An 18,321-nucleotide genomic window follows, 5' to 3' on the forward strand; every position below is an offset into this window, starting at 1 on the left:
AATCTGCGCCGTGTGGCGCGGTCCGGCACTTGGACTGCCGATCATAACGGCAGTTGCGCGGGCCGCGTCTGCGCTTCCAGTCGTTCGATCCACGTCAACGCATATTCGCGCGTCTCGCCGCACATTTCCCCGGACGGCTGCAAACCGGAACAACACGCCGGCCTGCGCGGATCGCCGAAAATCCTGCAACGCAGGTCATCGCCCAGTTGAACGCAACGCTCGCCCGCGCGCTTGCCGTCCGGCATGCCCGGAATCGGACTCGAAATAGAAGGCGCGATACAACACGCACCGCACCCTTCCCGGCAAGCATGAGACGAAGAATCGATCGACATGGCGACACTGAACCGCGCAAAAAGAATCGATATTGTCCCACGCCTCATCTTTGCGCTTCGTCAAATCGATGCTGTCGGGCTGCGACCTTATCACGCAAATATCGCGTTCGCCGCGCAATTACACTCGGACGATTCCCCGAGGTCCGTCATGACTGCCGCAGCGCCCTTCTTTCGTCCCGATCTGCTCGCGCGCTACGACGCGCACGGCCCGCGATACACGTCCTATCCGACCGCCGTCCAGTTCACTGATTCGTTCGATCCCGCGCACTATCGCGAAGCCGCGAGCAAGGCGAACGCGAACGCCGATCTCTCGCTGTACTTCCACATTCCGTTCTGCGACACCGTCTGCTTCTACTGCGGCTGCAACAAGATCGCGACGAAAAATCGCGCGCACGCACGCCCGTATCTCGACCGGATGAAGCGCGAACTCGCCTTGCAGGCCGCGCTTTTCGACACCTCGCGTCCGGTCACGCAGCTTCACTGGGGCGGCGGCACGCCGACTTTCCTCTCGCACGGCGAAATGGCCGAACTGATGTCCGCGACCCGCGAGCATTTCAATCTCGTTTCCGATGAACGCGCCGAATATTCGATCGAAGTCGATCCGCGCGAGGCCTCGGCGGCGACGATCGCATTGCTGCGCGAACTCGGCTTCAATCGCCTGAGCCTAGGCGTGCAGGACTTCGACGAGCGCGTGCAGCGCGCCGTCAATCGCATCCAGCCGCGCGCCATGACCGAAACCGTGCTCGACGCCGCGCGTGCGAACGGCTTCGAGTCCGTGAGCGTCGATCTGATCTACGGGCTGCCGCATCAGAGCGTCGAGCGCTTCTCGCGCACGCTCGACGCGATCATCGATCTGAAACCCGATCGCGTGTCGGTGTTCGGCTATGCGCACATGCCGTCGCTCTTCAAGATGCAGCGGCAGATCGACGAAAGCGCGCTGCCCTCGCCCGCCGTGCGCCTCGCGATTCTCGAACGCGTGATCGAGCGCATGGGCGAGGCGGGCTATGTGTACATCGGCATGGATCATTTCGCGCTGCCCGGCGACGAACTCGCGCGCGCCTTCGAAGCCGGCACGCTTCAGCGCAACTTTCAGGGCTACAGCACGCGCGCGGATTGCGATCTGATCGGCATCGGGGCGTCGTCGATCGGCAAGATCGGCGATGTCTACGCGCAAAACGCGCGCGAGCTCGAGCACTACGCCGCCGCGATCGACGCGGGCGATCTCGCCATCACGCGCGGCGTGCGTCTTTCCGCCGACGACGCTCTCCGCCGCGACGTCATCATGCGTCTCATGTGCGGTGGCGAGCTGCGTTTCGCTGATGTTTCGGCGACGCACGGCATCGAATTCCCGGCCGTTTTCGCGAACGAACTCGCGCGCCTCGCGCCGATGGCCGGCGACGGCCTCATCGACCTCTCGCGCGACGCGATCCGCGTGCTGCCCGCCGGACGCATGCTGGTGCGCAACGTCGCGTCGGTATTCGACCGCTATCTGGGACAGTCGAGCCTGCGGCGCTTCTCGCGCACGATCTGAGCGGTGTTCGAACGGCCTCGGTGGCTTAGAATGACAGCCACCTTGGACGCCCCAATTCTGCGACACGGCGCCCATCCATTTTCCCTGCCGATGCGAAGCGCCGGGCATGCCCGGACTTCTCGCTGCCGGCCACGCCACTGCCCGACGCCATGCCGACCACTTCGCCGCAGTTCGCCCCGCTTGCCCAACTCGCCGCCGATCTGAAAAGCGGCCGCACGACGAGCCGCGCGCTCGTCGAGGCGGCGCTCGAACGCATCGCCGATCCGGCGGGCCAGGGCTCCACCGTGTTTCTCCATGTCGATGCCGAACACGCCCGCGCTGCCGCCGACGCCCACGATGCGCTGCGCCGCGCCGGCACCGTGCTCTCGCCGCTCGCGGGCATTCCGGTGTCGATCAAGGATCTCTTCGATATCGAAGGCGAAGTGACGCGCGCCGGCTCGAAAGCGCTCCACGATGCGGCGCCCGCGAAGGCCGACGCCGTCGCCGTCGCGCGCTTGCGCCGCGCGGGCGCGGTGATCGTCGGGCGCACCAACATGAGCGAGTTCGCGTTTTCCGGCCTCGGACTGAATCCGCACTACGGCACGCCGCGTTCGCCGTGGCATGCGGATGTGCCGGGCGACGCGCGCATCGCGGGCGGCTCGTCGTCGGGCGCGGCGGCGTCGGTCGCCGACGGCATGGCCGCCGTCGCGCTCGGCACCGATACCGGCGGTTCCCTGCGCATTCCCGCCGCGCTGTGCGGCCTCACCGGCTTCAAACCGACCGCGAGCCGCATTCCGAGGCAAGGCGGCGTGCCGCTCTCCAAGACGCTCGATTCGTTCGGGCCGATCGGCATGTCGGTCGCGTGCTGCGCGCTCGTCGATCGCATTCTCGCCGGACGCGATCCCGGCGTGCCCGCGACGCGTCCGCTCGACGGCGTGCGCCTCGGCGTGCTCACGCACTACGTGACCGACGGCGTCGAAGCGCCCGTCGCGAACGCGGTCGCCGCGGCGGTCAATCATCTGGCGGCGGCGGGCGCGCTGGTCGAAGACGTGCGTTTCGCGCCGCTGGATCGTCTGCCTGAAATCAATCGTTATCCGCTCGTCGCGATCGAGGCGTACGCGTGGCATCGAAAGCTGATGGCCGAGCGCGGCGACGCGTACGACCCGCGCGTGCTCGCGCGTCTGAAGCGCGCGGAAGCGGCGAGCGCGGCGGATTACATCGACTTGTGCGAGGCGCGCGCCGCGATGATCGAAGCGGCCCGCACGACGCTCTGGCAACGTTTCGACGCGATCGTCTGCCCGACGGTGCCGGTCGTGCCTCCGCGCATCGCCGATCTCGAAACCGACGACGACGCCTTCACGCGCACCAATGCGCTGATCCTACGCAACCCGACCGCCTTCAATTTCCTCGATGCGAGCGCGCTGTCGCTGCCCTGCCATCCGCGCGGCGAGGCGCCCGTCGGCCTGATGCTCGCGGGCGCGCCGAACGCCGACGACACGTTGCTGTCGATCGGACGCGCGGTCGAAGCGGTGCTGGAAACGACGCGCTGAGCGCCTGAAAAACGGTCGAATGTCGCGGCTGATTTTGCACATCGGGCGTTCGCGCTAGAATTCACCGCGATACCCATGAAACTCAGGTGGTTCCTTCTCGAATCGTTGCGGAACAATGAACAACTCTTTGAATCACTTCACGATGCATCAGGACGACCGGGTGATGCGCCGCGAGCGCCGCCTGCTCGTGCTGCTCGGCTTCGTCAGTCTCGGGCTCGTCGGCGGCGCGCTGTACCTGCAATTCTTCCATGGCGAAGATCCCTGCCCGCTGTGCATCATCCAGCGCTATTTCTTCGTGCTGATCGCGATCTTCGCGTTCCTCGGCGCGGCGTTCCGTAGCTGGCGCGGCATTGCGCTGCTGGAAACGCTCGTCGCGATTTCGGCGCTCGGCGGCGTCGCCACCGCGCTGCGCCACGTTTATGTGCAGTCGCATCCCGGCTTCAGTTGCGGTTATGACGCGCTTCAGCCAATCGTCGACGGCCTGCCGCCCGCAAGCTGGCTGCCGCAAGTGTTCAAGGTCGCGGGTCTGTGCGAAACGCCGTATCCGCCGATTCTCGGGCTGTCGCTGCCGCAATGGTCGCTGATCGCGTTTGCGTTGATTTTCGTGCTGGTCGCGGCCAGCATCCGCCTCAAGCGCAAGCTGCGCGCGACCGTCAGGTAAATTATTCCGGGCGGCCGCTCTGCGCCGCCCGCTTTTCCTCGCTTCACCGCCTTGCGCGCGTCTCCCCTTTCCCGCATCAGCGCATCCGCATAATCTTGATACGTGCGCGCCCATATTTTTGAGATATTGGGATGTTAAGGTCGTGTCTGGATGGCGATCTACGTGCGCGCAGTCCGATTTGCTCAAAGGCAGCCTGAGAGTTTTCTCGCAGCAACCCATGAAGCGAACGGAAACCGCGTAACGCGCGCCCGGTCCGCAATGTCTTCCTGAGTCATGACAACGCAAACCATCCGCTTCCTCCAACGCGGCGCCGTACGCGAAATCGGCGACGCGCCCGCCACGCGCACGGTGCTTCAGCATCTGCGCGAGGACGCGCTATGCACCGGCACGAAGGAAGGCTGCGCGGAAGGCGATTGCGGCGCATGCACCGTCGTGATCGGCGAACTCGACGCTTCCGGCGCGCTCGCGCTGAAAGCGGTCAACGCGTGCATCCAGTTTCTGCCGACGCTCGATTCCCGCGCCCTTTTCACCGTCGAAGATCTGCGCGGCGCGGATGGCGCGCTGCATCCGGTGCAGCAGGCGCTCGTCGATTGTCACGGCTCGCAATGCGGTTTCTGCACGCCGGGCTTCGCGATGTCGCTGTGGGCGCTGTATCACCACCATCCGCGCGATGCAGGCCCGCCTTCGCGCGATGAAATCGCCGCCGCGCTCTCAGGCAATCTGTGCCGCTGCACGGGTTACCGGCCGATCGTCGATGCCGCGCAGCGCATGTTCGAGTATCCGCGCGCGCCCTTCGACACCGATGCGATCGCGCAAACACTCGCGGCCCTGAAGCGCACGCAAACCTTCGAATACCAGCCGCCCGGCGCGCCGGCGTTCCACGCGCCCGTCACGCGCGCCGAATTCGCCCGCTTGCGCGCCGCGCATCCGAACGCGCGCCTGCTCGCGGGCAGCACGGATGTCGGCCTGTGGGTCACGAAGCAGTTCCGCGAGCTTGGCGACCTGCTGTACATCGGCAATGTCGACGAACTGAAGACGATCGAGCGCGACGCGCAGACGTTGACGATCGGCGCGGCGGCCTCGCTCGAAGACGCGTACGCCGCGCTCGCGGCCGATTATCCCGAGCTTGCCGAACTGTGGACGCGCTTCGCGTCGCGGCCGATCCGCAACGCGGGCACGCTCGGCGGCAATGTCGCGAACGGCTCGCCGATCGGCGATTCCATGCCGGCGCTCATCGCGCTGAATGCGGAACTCGTGCTGCAGAAAGCCGATAAAACCCGCACGATGCGCCTCGACGCGTTCTATCTCGGCTATCAGAAAACCGCGCTCGATGCCGGCGAATTCCTCACGGCGATTCGCGTGCCGCGCCCGGCCGCCGCACTGCGCTTTCGGACATACAAAGTGTCGAAGCGTTACGACCAGGACATTTCGGCGGTGTGCGCGGCGTTCGCGATCGAACTGGACGCGAACCATCGCGTCACGGATGCGCGCATCGCGTTCGGCGGCATGGCGGCGACGCCCAAACGCGCCGCGCGAGCCGAGGCCGCGCTCGTCGGCAACGCATGGAACGAAGCGGCGGCGCGCCACGCGATGACCGCGCTCGACGCCGATTTCCAGCCGCTCACCGACATGCGCGCATCGAGCGCCTATCGCGCGAAAGTGGCGCGCAACGTGCTGTGGCGCTTCTATCTGGAAACGCGCCCGGACGCCCCGCTCGCGCTCGCCGAAGTGAACGCGTTCGCGTACGGCGCACATGCGGAGGAAGCGCCATGAACCGACTGAACGAACCGCTCGCGCTCGACGCCGCCGGCGCCGCGCTGCCGCACGAATCGGCGGCGCTGCACGTGAGCGGCGAAGCGATCTACACCGACGACATTCCCGAGTTGCGCGGCACGCTGCACGCGGCGCTCGGTCTGTCGCGGCATGCGCATGCGCGCATCGTGTCGCTCGATCTGGATGCGGTGCGCGCCGCGCCCGGCGTCGTCGCGGTGCTGACGGCCGCGGACATTCCCGGCGAGAACAATTGCGGCCCCGTGCTGCACGACGATCCGATCCTCGCCGCCGATAAAGTCGAGTACCTCGGCCAGCCGGTCTTCGCCGTCATCGCGGAAAGTCACGATCTGGCGCGCCGCGCCGCCGCGCTCGCGAAAAGCGAGGATGTCGTGCGCTACGAGCCGCTCGAAGCGGTGCTCACGCCGCGCGAGGCGAAGGCGCGCAACCAGTTCGTGCTGCCGCCGCTGCACTTGCGGCGCGGCGATCCGGCGGGGCGCATCGCATCGGCGAAACATCGGCTGGCGGGCGAATTCGAGGTCGGCGGGCAGGAACAGTTCTATCTCGAAGGACAGGTCGCGTACGCGGTGCCGAAGGAGCAGGACGGCATGCTCGTTCATAGCTCGACGCAGCATCCGAGCGAAATGCAGCAGGTGGTCGCGCACATGCTCGGCTGGCCGACGCATGCCGTGCTGTGCGAATGCCGGCGCATGGGCGGCGGCTTCGGCGGCAAGGAATCTCAATCGGCGCTGTTCGCGTGCGTGGCGTCGCTCGCGGCGCATCTGCTCAAGCGCCCCGTGAAGCTGCGCGCCGATCGCGACGACGACTTCATGATCACCGGCAAGCGCCACGACGCCGTCTACGAATACGAATGCGGCTTCGACGACGACGGGCGCATCGCCGGCGCGCGCGTCGAGATCGCGTTGCGGGCAGGCTATTCGGCGGATTTGTCGGGCGCGGTCGCCACGCGCGCCGTCTGTCATTTCGACAACGCGTACTACCTGAGCGACGTCGATATCCGTGCGCTGTGCTGCAAGACCAACACGCAGTCGAACACCGCGTTTCGCGGCTTCGGCGGCCCGCAAGGCGCGCTCGTGATGGAAGTGATGCTCGACGAGATCGCGCATCGGCTGAAACGCGATCCGCTCGACGTGCGGCGCGCGAACTACTACGGCATCGCCGAGCGCAACGTGACGCCTTACGGTCAGACGGTCGAAGACAACGTGATCGCGGCGCTGACCGACGAACTCGTCGCGTCGAGCGAGTATCAGCAGCGCCGCGCCGGCATCGCCGCGTTCAACGCGAAGAACGGCGTGCTCAGGCGCGGCATCGCGTTCACGCCGGTCAAGTTCGGCATTTCGTTCAACGTGCCGTTCCTGAACCAGGCGGGCGCGCTCGTGCACGTCTACAAGGACGGCTCCGTGCTCGTCAATCACGGCGGCACGGAAATGGGCCAGGGGCTCAACACGAAAGTCGCGCAGGTCGTCGCGAGCGTGCTCGGCATCGGCTTGCAGCGCGTGCGCGTCACGGCGACGGATACATCGAAGGTCGCGAATACATCGGCGACGGCGGCCTCGACGGGCAGCGATCTGAACGGCAAGGCCGCCGAAGCCGCCGCGCTTACGATCCGCGGGCGTCTCGCCGAACTCGTCGTGAAGCAGCTCGGCGGCAATCCGGCCGATGCGCGCTTTCACGGCGGCGTCGTGGAGGTGAACGGCGGGCAGATGCCGTTCGATCAGCTCGTCGCGGCCGCGTATCTCGCGCGCGTGCAGTTGTGGTCGGACGGTTTTTATTCGACGCCGAAAGTCCACTGGGACGCCAAGACGCTGCAAGGCCATCCGTTCTATTACTTCGCCTACGGCGCGGCGGTGTCGGAAGTCGTCGTCGATACGCTCACCGGCGAGTGGAAACTGCTGCGCGCCGATCTGCTGCACGACGCGGGACGCTCAATCAATCCGGCGATCGACATCGGCCAGGTGGAAGGCGGTTTCATCCAGGGCATGGGCTGGCTCACGACCGAGGAACTGTGGTGGAACCGCGACGGCCGCCTGATGACGCACGCGCCGTCGACCTACAAGATTCCGGCCGTCAGCGATGCGCCCGCGATCTTCAACGTCGCCCTTTTCCGGAACGACAACGCCGAGCCGACCGTTTTCCGCTCGAAAGCGGTCGGCGAGCCGCCGCTGTTGCTGGCGTTTTCGGTGCTGCTCGCGATTCGCGCGGCGATCGCATCGGCGGCGCCGGATTCCGCCGATGCACCGAAATTGCGCGCACCGGCGACGCCTGAGGCAATTCTTGACGCGCTGACGGTCGAGGCCGGCGTAGCCGCCCCGGTAAACTAGCGCCTGCGACGACGCAAAACGACATTTTTGGAGCTCACTCGATGCAAGTTTGGCTGAACGACCTGCAACACCTGCTCGCGCACGGCGACGCCGCCGTGCTCGTGACGGTCGCGCGTGTCGAAGGCTCCGCGCCGCGCGAGCCGGGCACGAAGATGATCGTCACGCGCGAGGACGCGCGTTACACGATCGGCGGCGGCCATCTGGAATGGAAGGCCATCGAGACCGCGCGGCAAGTGCTGAAGGACGGCATGCGCAGCCCGCGCATGCGGCGGCTGGAGCGTTTCGCTCTGGGCCCGAGCCTCGGCCAGTGCTGCGGCGGTGCGGTCGTGCTGGCGTTCGAGCGGCTCGACGTGTCGGACCTGAACTGGGTCACGACGCTGTCGAAACGCACCGCGCAGGGTTTGTCGACCGTGCGCAGCGTCTCGTTCGCGCCGATGCCCGACGCCGTCATGCTCTCCGATCCCGAACCGGGCGCGACCGACGCCGACTGCCTCCTGTGGGACGGCGCCGGTTTCGACGAGAGCGGCGCGCTGCTCACCGAAACCATCGCGCCGCGCGACTTCCAGGTCGTGCTGTTCGGCGCGGGCCACGTCGGCGCGGCGCTCGTGCGCGTGCTCGCGACGCTGCCCTGTCACGTCACCTGGGTCGACGAGCGCGACGCTGCGTTTCCCGCGCCGCAGTTCGTGCCGGAGAACGTGACGATCGAACCGAACGACGCGCCCGACGAAGCCGTCGACCGCGCGCCGCCCAACGCGTACTACATCGTGATGACGCACAACCACACGGTGGATCTCGCGCTGGCGGAATGCATCCTGAGACGCGGCGACTTTGCGTTTTTCGGCATGATCGGCTCGTTCACGAAGAAGAAGCAGTTCGAGCATCGGCTCGCGGCGCGCGGCATCGATCCGGCGCGCATCGCGAGAATGGTGTGTCCGATCGGCATCGACGGCATCGTCGACAAGGCGCCCGAAGTGATCGCCGTTGCAGCGGCAGCCCAACTGCTGCAGGCGGTCGAAGCCAACGCATCGAGCCACGCGTCGTCGCAACAGACCGCCTGACCCACAGGCGCAACCGCAGCCCCAACACAACACAGCCCACATGAACCCCACACTCGCCGACAAGATTGCGCGCGCGCCAAAAGCCGAGCTGCATATCCATATCGAAGGGTCGCTCGAACCGGAGCTCATCTTCGAGCTCGCCAAACGCAACGGCGTGAAGCTCGCGTACGACTCGATCGACGCGCTGCGCGCCGCCTACGCATTCGCCGACCTGCAATCGTTCCTCGACATCTACTACGCCGGCGCGAGCGTGCTGCTCACCGAGCAGGATTTCTACGACATGACGATGGCCTACGTCGAGCGCGCGCTCGCGGACCACGTCGCGCATGCGGAAATCTTCTTCGATCCGCAGACGCATACGGAACGCGGCGTATCGATCGAAACGGTGGTCGCGGGCATCGATGCCGCGTTGGCAGAAGGCGAGAAGCGCGGTCTGTCGAGCAAGCTGATTCTCTGCTTCCTGCGCCATCTGTCCGAGGAAGACGCGCTTGCCACGTATGAAAGCGCGTTGCCGCTGTTCGACCAGTACGCGCATCGGCTGATCGGTGTCGGGCTGGATTCGTCGGAGCGCGGTCATCCGCCGTCGAAGTTCGAGCGCGTGTTCGCGAAGGCGCGCGAGCGCGGGCTGAAGCTCGTCGCGCACGCGGGCGAGGAAGGACCGCCGTCGTACGTGTATGAGGCGCTGGATCTGCTGAAGGTGGATCGCGTCGATCACGGCGTGCGCAGCATCGAGGACGCGGCGCTCGTCGCGCGTCTCGCGGATGCGCGCATCGCGCTGACCGTGTGCCCGCTGTCGAACATCAAGCTCTGCGTGTTCGACGACATGACGAAGCACACGCTGAAAGACCTGCTCGATCAGGGCGTCGCGGTGATGATCAACTCCGACGATCCCGCGTACTTCGGCGGCTACGTCAACGCGAATTACTTCGCGATCGTCGATGCGCTGAAGCTCACGGATCACGAGGTTTATACGCTCCTGAAGAACAGCCTGGAAGCCTCGTTCGTCACCGAAGAAGAACGCGACGCAATGGTCACGCGTCTGGATCAGCACTGGAAGCAGTAAAAAGCATGGAAACCACAGCAACAACTTCACGACAAGACGCGACCGCAATCGAACGCTTTTTCGGCATTCGCGCGGCGGGCTCGCGCACCAAGACGGAAATCGTCGCGGGCATCACGACCTTCCTCACGGCGATGTACATCATCGTCGTCAATCCGGGCATTCTCTCGCAGGCGGGCGTGCCGTTTCCGGCCGCGCTGACGGCGACCGTCATCGTCAGCTTTCTCGGCAGTTGCGCGATGGGCCTCTACGCGCGCAATCCGGTGCTCGTCGCGCCCGGCATGGGCATGAACGCGCTCTTCGCGTTCGTCATGGTTCACGGCGGCAAGATGCCGTGGCAGACCGCGCTCGGCTGCGTGTTCTGGTCCGGCGTGATCTTCGCCGTGCTCGCCGTGTTCAACGCGCGCAAGCTCGTCGTCGATGCGATTCCCGCGAATCTGCGGCATGCGGTGTCGTGCGGCATCGGCCTGTTCATCAGCCTGATCGGGCTCGTGAACGCGAAGTTCGTCGTCGGCGATCCGGTGACGATCGTGCATTCGGCGTCGCTGAATCCCGTCGTCATCACGTTTTTGATCGGGCTTGCCGTCACGACCATTCTCGTCGCGCGCAAGGTCACCGGCGCGCTGATGCTCGGCATCGTGTTCACGACGATCATCGCGATTCCGATCGGCCGCTTCTGGGGCGACGGCACCGCGTACTGGCCCGCCGCGATCGCCACGAAGACGCTCGTCAACTGGAACGGCCTGTTCTCCGCGCCGGACTTCTCGGCGGTCATGCAGCTCGATTTCATGGGCGCGCTGAAGGTCATCTACTGGCCGTTCATCTTCGTGATGCTGTTCACGTCGTTCTTCGACGCGCTCTCCACGTTCATGGCGATCTCCGAAGCCGGCAAGCTCTTCGATAAGGACGGCAATCCGCGCAACATCCGCCAGTCGATGATGGTCGATTCGTTCTCCGCGCTCATTTCCGCGCCGCTCGGCACGAGCCCGGCGAACGCGTATATCGAATCGGCGGCGGGCATTTCGGCGGGCGGGCGCACGGGCCTCGTCGCCGTCGTCGCGGGCCTGTGCTTCCTGCCCTTCCTGTTTCTTTCGCCGCTGCTCTCGCTCGTTCCGGCGATCGCGACCGCGCCCGCGCTCGTGCTCGTCGGCGTGTTCATGATGGAAGCGATCACGCAGATCGAATGGCATCGCTTCGACGAAGCCATTCCCGCGTTTCTCGCGATGATCCTGATCCCGCTGACCTACTCGATCACCGACGGCGTCGCGTACGGCTTTCTCGCGTTCGTCGTGCTGAAGTCGGCGACGGGTCGCGCGAAGGAAATCAAGCCGGCGATGTGGATCATCGCGGCCTTTTCACTCGTACTGCTTTCGCAGTTGTAGTCAAACTTTTTAGAAATCGGAGACGTTGCATCATGACTCAGACCGCCTACCGCGCCCAGTTGCTGACCTTCCGGGAAGATCCCGCGCATGCCGCTGACGGCGCGGTCTACGAGGCCGATGGCCTTCTGATCGTCGAGGACGGCAAAGTGGTCGCGGCGGGCGCGTATGCGTCGCTGCGCGACAGGCTCGCGGACGACGCGACCGTCCACACCATGCGCGACAAGCTGATCGTGCCGGGTTTCATCGACTCGCACATTCACTACCCGCAGACGGACATGATCGCGTCGCCCGCGCCGGGCCTGCTGCCGTGGCTGAACACGTACACGTTCCCGACGGAGCGCGGCTTCGAGAATCCCGCGCTCGCGCGTGAAACGGCGAGCTTTTTCATCGACGAACTGCTGGCGTGCGGCACGACGACGGCATTCGTGTACTGCACGGTGCACAAGCAATCCGCCGACGCGTTCTTCACCGAAAGCGAGGCGCGCGGCACGCGCATGGTCGCGGGCAAGGTGCTGATGGATCGCAACTGCCCCGAGTTTCTGCGCGACACGGCGCAATCCGGCTACGACGACAGCGCGGAACTCATCGCGCGCTGGCACGGCCGCGGCCGTCAGCATTACGCGCTGACACCGCGTTTCGCGCCGACATCGACGGAAGCGCAGCTCGAAGCGTGCGGCACGCTCGCGCAGAAGCATCAGGACGTGTTCATCCAGACGCACGTCGCGGAGAACACGGACGAAATCAAGTGGGTCGAGAGCCTGTTTCCGGGGCATCGCAGCTATCTCGACATTTACGATCACTACGGCCTGCTGCGCCGCCGCGCGGTGTACGGCCACTGCATCCATCTCGACGACACCGACCGCCGGCGCATGGCGGAAACCGGCGCGGTGGCGTCGCACTGCCCGACGTCGAATCTGTTCCTCGGCAGCGGCCTGTTCGACTTCGAGAAGGCGGGCGAATCGAACATGCCGGTCGCGATGGCGACGGACGTCGGCGGCGGCACGTCGTTCTCGATGCTGCAGACCATGGGCGCCGCGCACAAGATCGCGCGCCTGACCGGGCATCATCTGACGGCGACGCGCATGTTCTGGCTCGCGACGACGGGCGCCGCGCAAGTGCTCGAACTCGACGACAAGATCGGCACGCTCGCAGCCGGCAGCGAAGCGGACTTCGTCGTGCTCGATCCGAACGCGACGCCGCTGCTCGCGCGCCGCACGTCGCGCACGGAGACGCTCGAAGAACTGCTGTTCGCGTTCGCGCTGCTCGGCGACGATCGCGCGGTGTTCGAAACCTACGCGGCCGGCAAGCGCGTGCATTCGCGCGACAAGCGCAACACGGCGAAGCTGGAACTGGCGGCCTGACGCGCCTTCGACGATTCATCCGACAAGCGGCCTGCGGGCCGCTTTTTTGTTGGCCGTGCCACGCATTTCACGACGATTCGATCGACGTTTTGTGCAGGTTCGTTGCAATCTCGTTAAAGTGCAAGCTGTCCTTAACATCGCGTCAACATGAAGCACGCCGCCCGAATCCACCGGATCGCCCTGGCTGCGACGCTCGCGTCGCTCGGGGCGCTCGCGCATGCGAAGCCGATCGAAGCGCAGCTCGACTGCAAATCGACCGCGCATGATTTCGTCGCGCCGTTGCAGCAGGACGGGCTGCTGGAAACCAGGCCGATGCGCGTGGAGCCGAACTCCGTCAACGCGTTCAAGCCCGTGAAAGGCGCGACGCTGACGGCTTACGGCTTCAAGGTGTACGTGGTCGTCGCGTACCAGAAGGATGACCCGATCTTCAGGCTCGGCAAAGGCGAGCCGATCGCCGATTCGGCTTACGGCGCGGTCGTGTGGGGCGGCGACAAGGAGGTCGAGCAGCAGGTGCGCGCCACGGGCAGCGACGCGGATGTGCACCACGTCGCGCCTTTCGTCACGGCGATTTTCTGCAAGCAGTGAGCGGCTATCGACTCAGCGCAGCAATTCCACGAACGACGAAATCAGCCGATCCATGTCGTTCGCGTCGAGCGCGCCCATCGTCGAAATGCGGAACAGCTCCTTCGACAAGCCGCCCTGCCCCGCATAAATCACGAAACCCTTCGCCTTGAGCGCGTCGTGCAGCGTTTCATAGGTGACGGCCGCCGGCAACCGATACGCCCGCAACACCACCGACGATTCCTCCGGCGGCAATGCGCTATGCATGCCGAGCGCAGCCAGGCCCGCGCGCACCTGTTCCGCGAGCTTCGCGTAGCGCCGATGACGCGCGCGCCAGCCGCCCTCTTCCTCGAACTCGCGCAGCGCTTCGACGAGCGCGTAGTACGCATGCACGGACGGCGTGAACGGCGTGTTGCGCTCGTCCTGCAACTTCGCGAGACGCCCGATGCCGAGGTAGTAATTGCGGCTCGCCGCGTTCGCCAGCGCATCGCGGCGCGCGATCACGAACGCCGCGCCCGGCACGCCGTGCAGGCACTTGTTCGCGGTCGCGGCGATGGCGGCGATGCCGCCGCCGTCGAATTCGATCGCTTCGGCGCCGAAGCTGCTCACCGCGTCGAGCAGCAGGCCGATGCCGCGCTCGCCGCACGCGCGCGACAGCGCATCGATCGCGTTCAGGCGGCCCGTGGTCGTTTCGTGATGGATGATCGCGACGTTCGTGAACCGTCCGCCGTCGAGCAGCTTGACGATCGCGTCGATGTCCGGCGCCCGCATCCACTCGTATTTGGCGACTTCGTACTCGATGCCGTATTGCTTCGCGATCTGCGCGATGCGATCGCCATACACGCCGTTTTCCACGACGAGCAGGCGCCCGCCTTCGGGCACGAGACCGGCGATCATGCTTTCGACCGCTGCGGTGCCCGAGCCCGTCATCAGCACGGCGCTCCACTTCGCCGGATCGAGCTCGTAAGCAGCGACGAGACGCTTGCGCGCCTCATCCTGCAAATCGAAAAACTCCGGCTCGCGATGGCACAAGTCGGTTTGCAGCAGGCTCTTGCGCACGCGTTCGGTCAGCGTGACAGGACCCGGATTCAGCAGCAGCATCAACGGCCTCCAATGTGGTGTTGCAAACGCGCGCGCACGTCCTCGGGCGTGATCTTCGGGCGCGGCAGGTCGCCCGGCGTGCCGGTCTTGATCGACAGGCGCGCGAAGCGTGCGCCGTTCACGTCGTTCGCGCCGAAAAGACGATCGATCACGCCGAGATCGTCGCCGTCGAGCGCGAGCGCATAGCCGCACGCCGCCGCGATCGATGCGAAATCGACTTCGCGCGAGACTGTCGCCTGGCCGCCCGTCGATTCGTGCGCGCCATTGTCGAGCAGCAGGTGAATCAGGTTCGACGGTCCGTACGCGCCGAGCGTCGCGAACGCGCCCATGCGCATGAGCGCCGCGCCGTCGCCGTCGAGCGCGACGACGCGCAGATCGGGACGCGAGCGCGCGAGGCCGAGCGCCATCGGCGTGACGCAGCCCATCGAGCCGACGAGATAGAGCTGGTTCGCGCGGTCGTCGATCGCGTAGAGTTCGCGGCCGCAGAAACCGGTCGATGCAAGCACGACCGTCGAATCCTCCGGCGTGTTGGCGATGACTTTTCTCAGCGCGTCGTGGCGCGTCACGCGCTCGCCTTCGAAGCGCTCGACGGTCACGGGATGCACGTTGGCGCGCACGCCCGACAAACCCGCTTTCTTCAACTCGAAAGGCGCGACGCTGCCCTTTTGCATGACGAGCGCGTACGGACGGCCGGTGCTGTCCATATACGCCGTCGCGCGATCGAGCGCCGGGCCGATCTGCTCGGGTTCCGTCGGGAACAATTCCCAAGGAATTTCCATCGTTTCGAGCATCTGCGGCGTGATCGGGCCCATCAGCGCGTGTTGCGGTTCGTCGTGAACGCCCGGCTGGCCGCGCCACGTGACGATCAGCAATTGCGGCAGACGGAACGTCCAGGTCAGCGACGTCAGCGGACTCACCGCATTGCCGAGGCCGGAGTTCTGCATCATCGCGATGCCTCTGCGCCGACGATTCGCGCCGAGTTCCACGCCGGCGATCAGCGCGACCGCGTCGCCTTCGTTCGCCGCCGACACGTAGTGCAGCGATTCGTCCTGCAGCACGTAATTGATGAACGGCGTGAGAAACGAGCACGGCACGCCCGCATACCAGTCGAAACCACGCGCGCGCGCGGCCTCGACGAACTGTGCGGCCTCAATCACGCGCGTTCTCCGTGCCTTCCGAGCCGATCGGCGTCTGACCGTGCGCGAAATCGCCCGCGCGACGGAAATCGTCGAGGTCGTTCACGCCGCGCCAGTGGCCGTGCACGTACTGCACTTCGATTTTCTGGTCCGCCGCGATCAGCGCGTTGAGCAGCGCGGCCATGTCGAGCGTGTCGAAACCGGCGCGCTGTTGCAGCGTGGCGAGCGTGGCCAGCAAGCGGTCGCGCGCACCGGCGCGCACCTTGATGAGACCCATCCAGCGGCCTTGCGGCGCGCGTCCGTCCGTCAACGCCTGGCCCGCGCCGACCACGCTGTCGAGCCACACTTTCTGGCCGAACAGCGCGCGGTCGTCGGCGGTCGAGCAGTACGCGAAATCGGTCGCGGCGGCGCCCGCTTCCGGCGCCTGCGACGAATCGACGACCACGCAGAAATCGCTGTCCGATTCGGTCAGATCGCGCAGGATGTAGCTGCGAAACAGCAGGTCGCCGTAGGAGATCACGGTGTCGCCGTTCATGTGCCCGACCGCGCACGCGAGCGACGCAAGCTCGCCCGTGCTGTCATGCCGCTCGTTGACGACGAGACGGATGCCGCCCTTGTCGATCGCATCGGCGCGATAACCGCCGACCACGGTGATGTCGTTGATGCGTTCCTTCTTGAACGCCTCCACGAGGTGACGCAAAAGCGGCTTGCCCGCCACCGGCAGCATCACTTTCGGACGCGCTTCGGTCAGCGCTTCGAGACCCGCGCCACGGCTCGCGGCGAGCACGATCGCGCTCTGCTTCTCGTTGGCCGCGCTCAGGTAGATGTTTTCGGCGGCCGAGTACTCGTCCGCATCTTGCAGACGGAAGATCTCGTTCACCGAAGCGATGCGGTCTTCCACGTTCACGAGCGTCTCGCTGTCGTGGATTTCCTTCGCGATGGCCTGCATCGCGGAAACGGCGCCGCGAATCAGGTGATTCGCCCAGATCACGCAACTGATGCCGGCCTGACGGAACGCGTCGGTCGGCGTGCTGTAGTACTTCGTCGGCACGATGACGAGCGGACCGCGCCCGGCCCATTCGCGTGCGAACGTCAGGATCTCGTCGGGCTTCGACAGCTTGCTGTGGATCAGGATGGCATCCGCGCCCGCCTGGCGATACGCCTCGGCGCGCTTCAACGCTTCTTCCATGCCCCAGCCCGCGATCAGCGCTTCCACGCGCGCGACGATCGAAAAGTTCGGATCGCTCTGCGAATCCTTGCCCGCCTTGATCTTGCCGCAGAACTCGTCGATGTCGGCGAGCGGCTGCGCTTCGCCGTTGATGAAGCTGTTGGTCTTCGGAAACTGCTTGTCCTCGATGCACACGCCCGCGATGCCGCGCTGCTCCAGCTTTTTCACGAGGCGGCGCACGTTGTTGAAGTTGCCGTAGCCGGTGTCGCCGTCGAGCAGGATCGGCAGATCGCTCGCGTCGGCCATGAATTCGAGGTTGTCGACGACCTGCGTCCAGCTCGCTTCGTTGTTGTCGCGCACGCCGAACTGCGCGGAGATCGACAGGCCCGAGCCCCAGATGGCCTTGAAGCCCGCTTCCCGCGCGATGCGCGCCGAGATGCCGTTGTGCGCTTCCATCAGGAATTCGAGGCGATTGCTTTGCAGCATCTCGCGCAGGCGCAGGGTGCGCGAGTAGCCGACGGGAATGGTTCCGGGTGCGTTCATTGTTGGGATGCTCCTGCAAACTGACGCAGCGCATTCAACTGCGGCAGCACTTCGTCGGCGGCGCGCTTCACGTCGTTCTGAAAATCGATTTCGATCCACGGTGCGCCGGTCACGTCGGCGATATCGAACACGTGGGACTTTTCGAGCAACAGGTCACGCACCGCTTCTTCGTGCGGCATCTTCGCACGGCCCGAATCGACGTAAGCGGCGCAAATTTCCGCGAGACGCGTCGCGGTGGCGTGATCGAAGCGGAAGAAACCCACCGATTCGCCGATCGTGTCGTACTTCAGGCCCGCCGCAACCTGCTTGCGCAGCTCGACCGGCACGCCATTCTCGACGCACAGCTTCACCGGCTCGTCGCCGGCTTCGAAATCGCGATCGATCAGCAGGCGATTCACCGACCCGCCCGCGACGAGCGGCGCGAAGATGCGTTCGTCGTAGAGGACGTCGGCGTCCATCAGCAGGACATCGCCGCCGCGCGTCATCGCGTCGCGCGCCGTGTGCACGGACAGCACGCTGCCGAGCGTGTATTCGTCGTTGACGACGATCTCGGTCTTCGGCTTCCAGTCGATGGCCGCGAGCTCCGCTTCGATCTGCTCGGTCTTGAAGCCGGTCACGAAGACGACTTCATCGACATTCGCGGCCTTCAAAAAGTGCAGATGACGCTCCAGCAGCGAGGCATCGCCGAACCGCAGCAGACATTTCGGCTTTTGCTGGCCTTCGGGCTGAACGAGGCGCAAGCCCATCCCGGCCGCAAGAATAATTGCGCGCATGCTTGTATGTTCC

At 65.6% G+C, this 18,321-nt stretch carries 15 protein-coding genes; 10 read left to right on the plus strand and 5 right to left on the minus strand.

Annotated elements, in window-relative coordinates; translation table 11 throughout:
• Window positions 1-41: 41 nt before the first annotated feature.
• Entirely contained in the window at window positions 42-332 is a 291-nt protein-coding gene (locus NOV72_RS16425) for a YkgJ family cysteine cluster protein (RefSeq protein WP_106855654.1), read from the minus strand.
• A 148-nt stretch (window positions 333-480) separates the two neighbouring features.
• On the opposite strand from NOV72_RS16425, the gene hemN reads away from it, so the two are divergent.
• The 10 genes from hemN to NOV72_RS16475 all read left to right on the plus strand — a co-directional run bounded on the left by hemN (window position 481) and on the right by NOV72_RS16475 (window position 13,611).
• Entirely contained in the window at window positions 481-1,863 is a 1,383-nt protein-coding gene (hemN, locus tag NOV72_RS16430; protein WP_106855655.1) for an oxygen-independent coproporphyrinogen III oxidase, read from the plus strand.
• Between the two features lie 149 nt (window positions 1,864-2,012).
• Window positions 2,013-3,392, plus strand: coding sequence for an amidase (locus NOV72_RS16435; protein ID WP_106855656.1), 1,380 nt, complete (start codon window positions 2,013-2,015; stop codon window positions 3,390-3,392).
• 142 nt (window positions 3,393-3,534) lie between these two features.
• On the plus strand, window positions 3,535-4,053 hold the full coding sequence (locus tag NOV72_RS16440) for a disulfide bond formation protein B (protein WP_106855741.1): 519 nt from the start codon (window positions 3,535-3,537) through the stop codon (window positions 4,051-4,053).
• A 273-nt stretch (window positions 4,054-4,326) separates the two neighbouring features.
• Window positions 4,327-5,826, plus strand: coding sequence for a xanthine dehydrogenase small subunit (xdhA, locus tag NOV72_RS16445; protein WP_106855657.1), 1,500 nt, complete (start codon window positions 4,327-4,329; stop codon window positions 5,824-5,826).
• On the plus strand, window positions 5,823-8,165 hold the full coding sequence (xdhB, locus tag NOV72_RS16450; protein WP_106855658.1) for a xanthine dehydrogenase molybdopterin binding subunit: 2,343 nt from the start codon (window positions 5,823-5,825) through the stop codon (window positions 8,163-8,165). The genes xdhA and xdhB overlap by 4 nt, the downstream gene beginning before the upstream one ends.
• 41 nt (window positions 8,166-8,206) lie before the next feature.
• Window positions 8,207-9,223, plus strand: coding sequence for a xanthine dehydrogenase accessory protein XdhC (xdhC, locus tag NOV72_RS16455; RefSeq protein WP_106855659.1), 1,017 nt, complete (start codon window positions 8,207-8,209; stop codon window positions 9,221-9,223).
• A 40-nt stretch (window positions 9,224-9,263) separates the two neighbouring features.
• Window positions 9,264-10,286 carry an adenosine deaminase gene (locus NOV72_RS16460; RefSeq protein ID WP_106855660.1) on the plus strand — a complete coding sequence of 341 codons (1,023 nt, stop codon included), beginning with the start codon at window positions 9,264-9,266 and terminating at the stop codon, window positions 10,284-10,286.
• Window positions 10,287-10,291: 5 nt separating this feature from the next.
• On the plus strand, window positions 10,292-11,665 hold the full coding sequence (locus NOV72_RS16465; RefSeq protein WP_106855661.1) for an NCS2 family permease: 1,374 nt from the start codon (window positions 10,292-10,294) through the stop codon (window positions 11,663-11,665).
• Between the two features lie 32 nt (window positions 11,666-11,697).
• Entirely contained in the window at window positions 11,698-13,026 is a 1,329-nt protein-coding gene (guaD, locus tag NOV72_RS16470; RefSeq protein WP_106855662.1) for a guanine deaminase, read from the plus strand.
• Between the two features lie 147 nt (window positions 13,027-13,173).
• Window positions 13,174-13,611: a hypothetical protein gene (locus NOV72_RS16475; protein WP_181291069.1), complete on the plus strand. Its 438-nt coding sequence runs from the start codon at window positions 13,174-13,176 to the stop codon at window positions 13,609-13,611.
• A gap of 12 nt (window positions 13,612-13,623) precedes the next feature.
• Here the strand turns inward: NOV72_RS16475 and NOV72_RS16480 are convergent, their stop codons facing one another.
• Genes NOV72_RS16480 through NOV72_RS16495 form a run of 4 tightly spaced genes read right to left on the minus strand, consistent with a single transcriptional unit; the run spans window position 13,624 to window position 18,308 of the window.
• Window positions 13,624-14,688, minus strand: coding sequence for a 2-aminoethylphosphonate aminotransferase (locus NOV72_RS16480; RefSeq protein ID WP_106855663.1), 1,065 nt, complete (start codon window positions 14,686-14,688; stop codon window positions 13,624-13,626).
• On the minus strand, window positions 14,688-15,845 hold the full coding sequence (gene aepY / locus NOV72_RS16485; RefSeq protein ID WP_106855664.1) for a phosphonopyruvate decarboxylase: 1,158 nt from the start codon (window positions 15,843-15,845) through the stop codon (window positions 14,688-14,690). Before aepY ends, NOV72_RS16480 begins: the two co-directional genes overlap by 1 nt.
• On the minus strand, window positions 15,838-17,535 hold the full coding sequence (gene aepX / locus NOV72_RS16490) for a phosphoenolpyruvate mutase (protein ID WP_106855665.1): 1,698 nt from the start codon (window positions 17,533-17,535) through the stop codon (window positions 15,838-15,840). Before aepX ends, aepY begins: the two co-directional genes overlap by 8 nt.
• On the minus strand, window positions 17,532-18,308 hold the full coding sequence (locus tag NOV72_RS16495; protein ID WP_106855666.1) for a phosphocholine cytidylyltransferase family protein: 777 nt from the start codon (window positions 18,306-18,308) through the stop codon (window positions 17,532-17,534). The genes aepX and NOV72_RS16495 overlap by 4 nt, the downstream gene beginning before the upstream one ends.
• Between the last annotated feature and the right edge of the window lie 13 nt (window positions 18,309-18,321).

The organism is Caballeronia novacaledonica (assembly GCF_900258035.1).
GTDB classification, from domain to species: domain Bacteria; phylum Pseudomonadota; class Gammaproteobacteria; order Burkholderiales; family Burkholderiaceae; genus Caballeronia; species Caballeronia novacaledonica.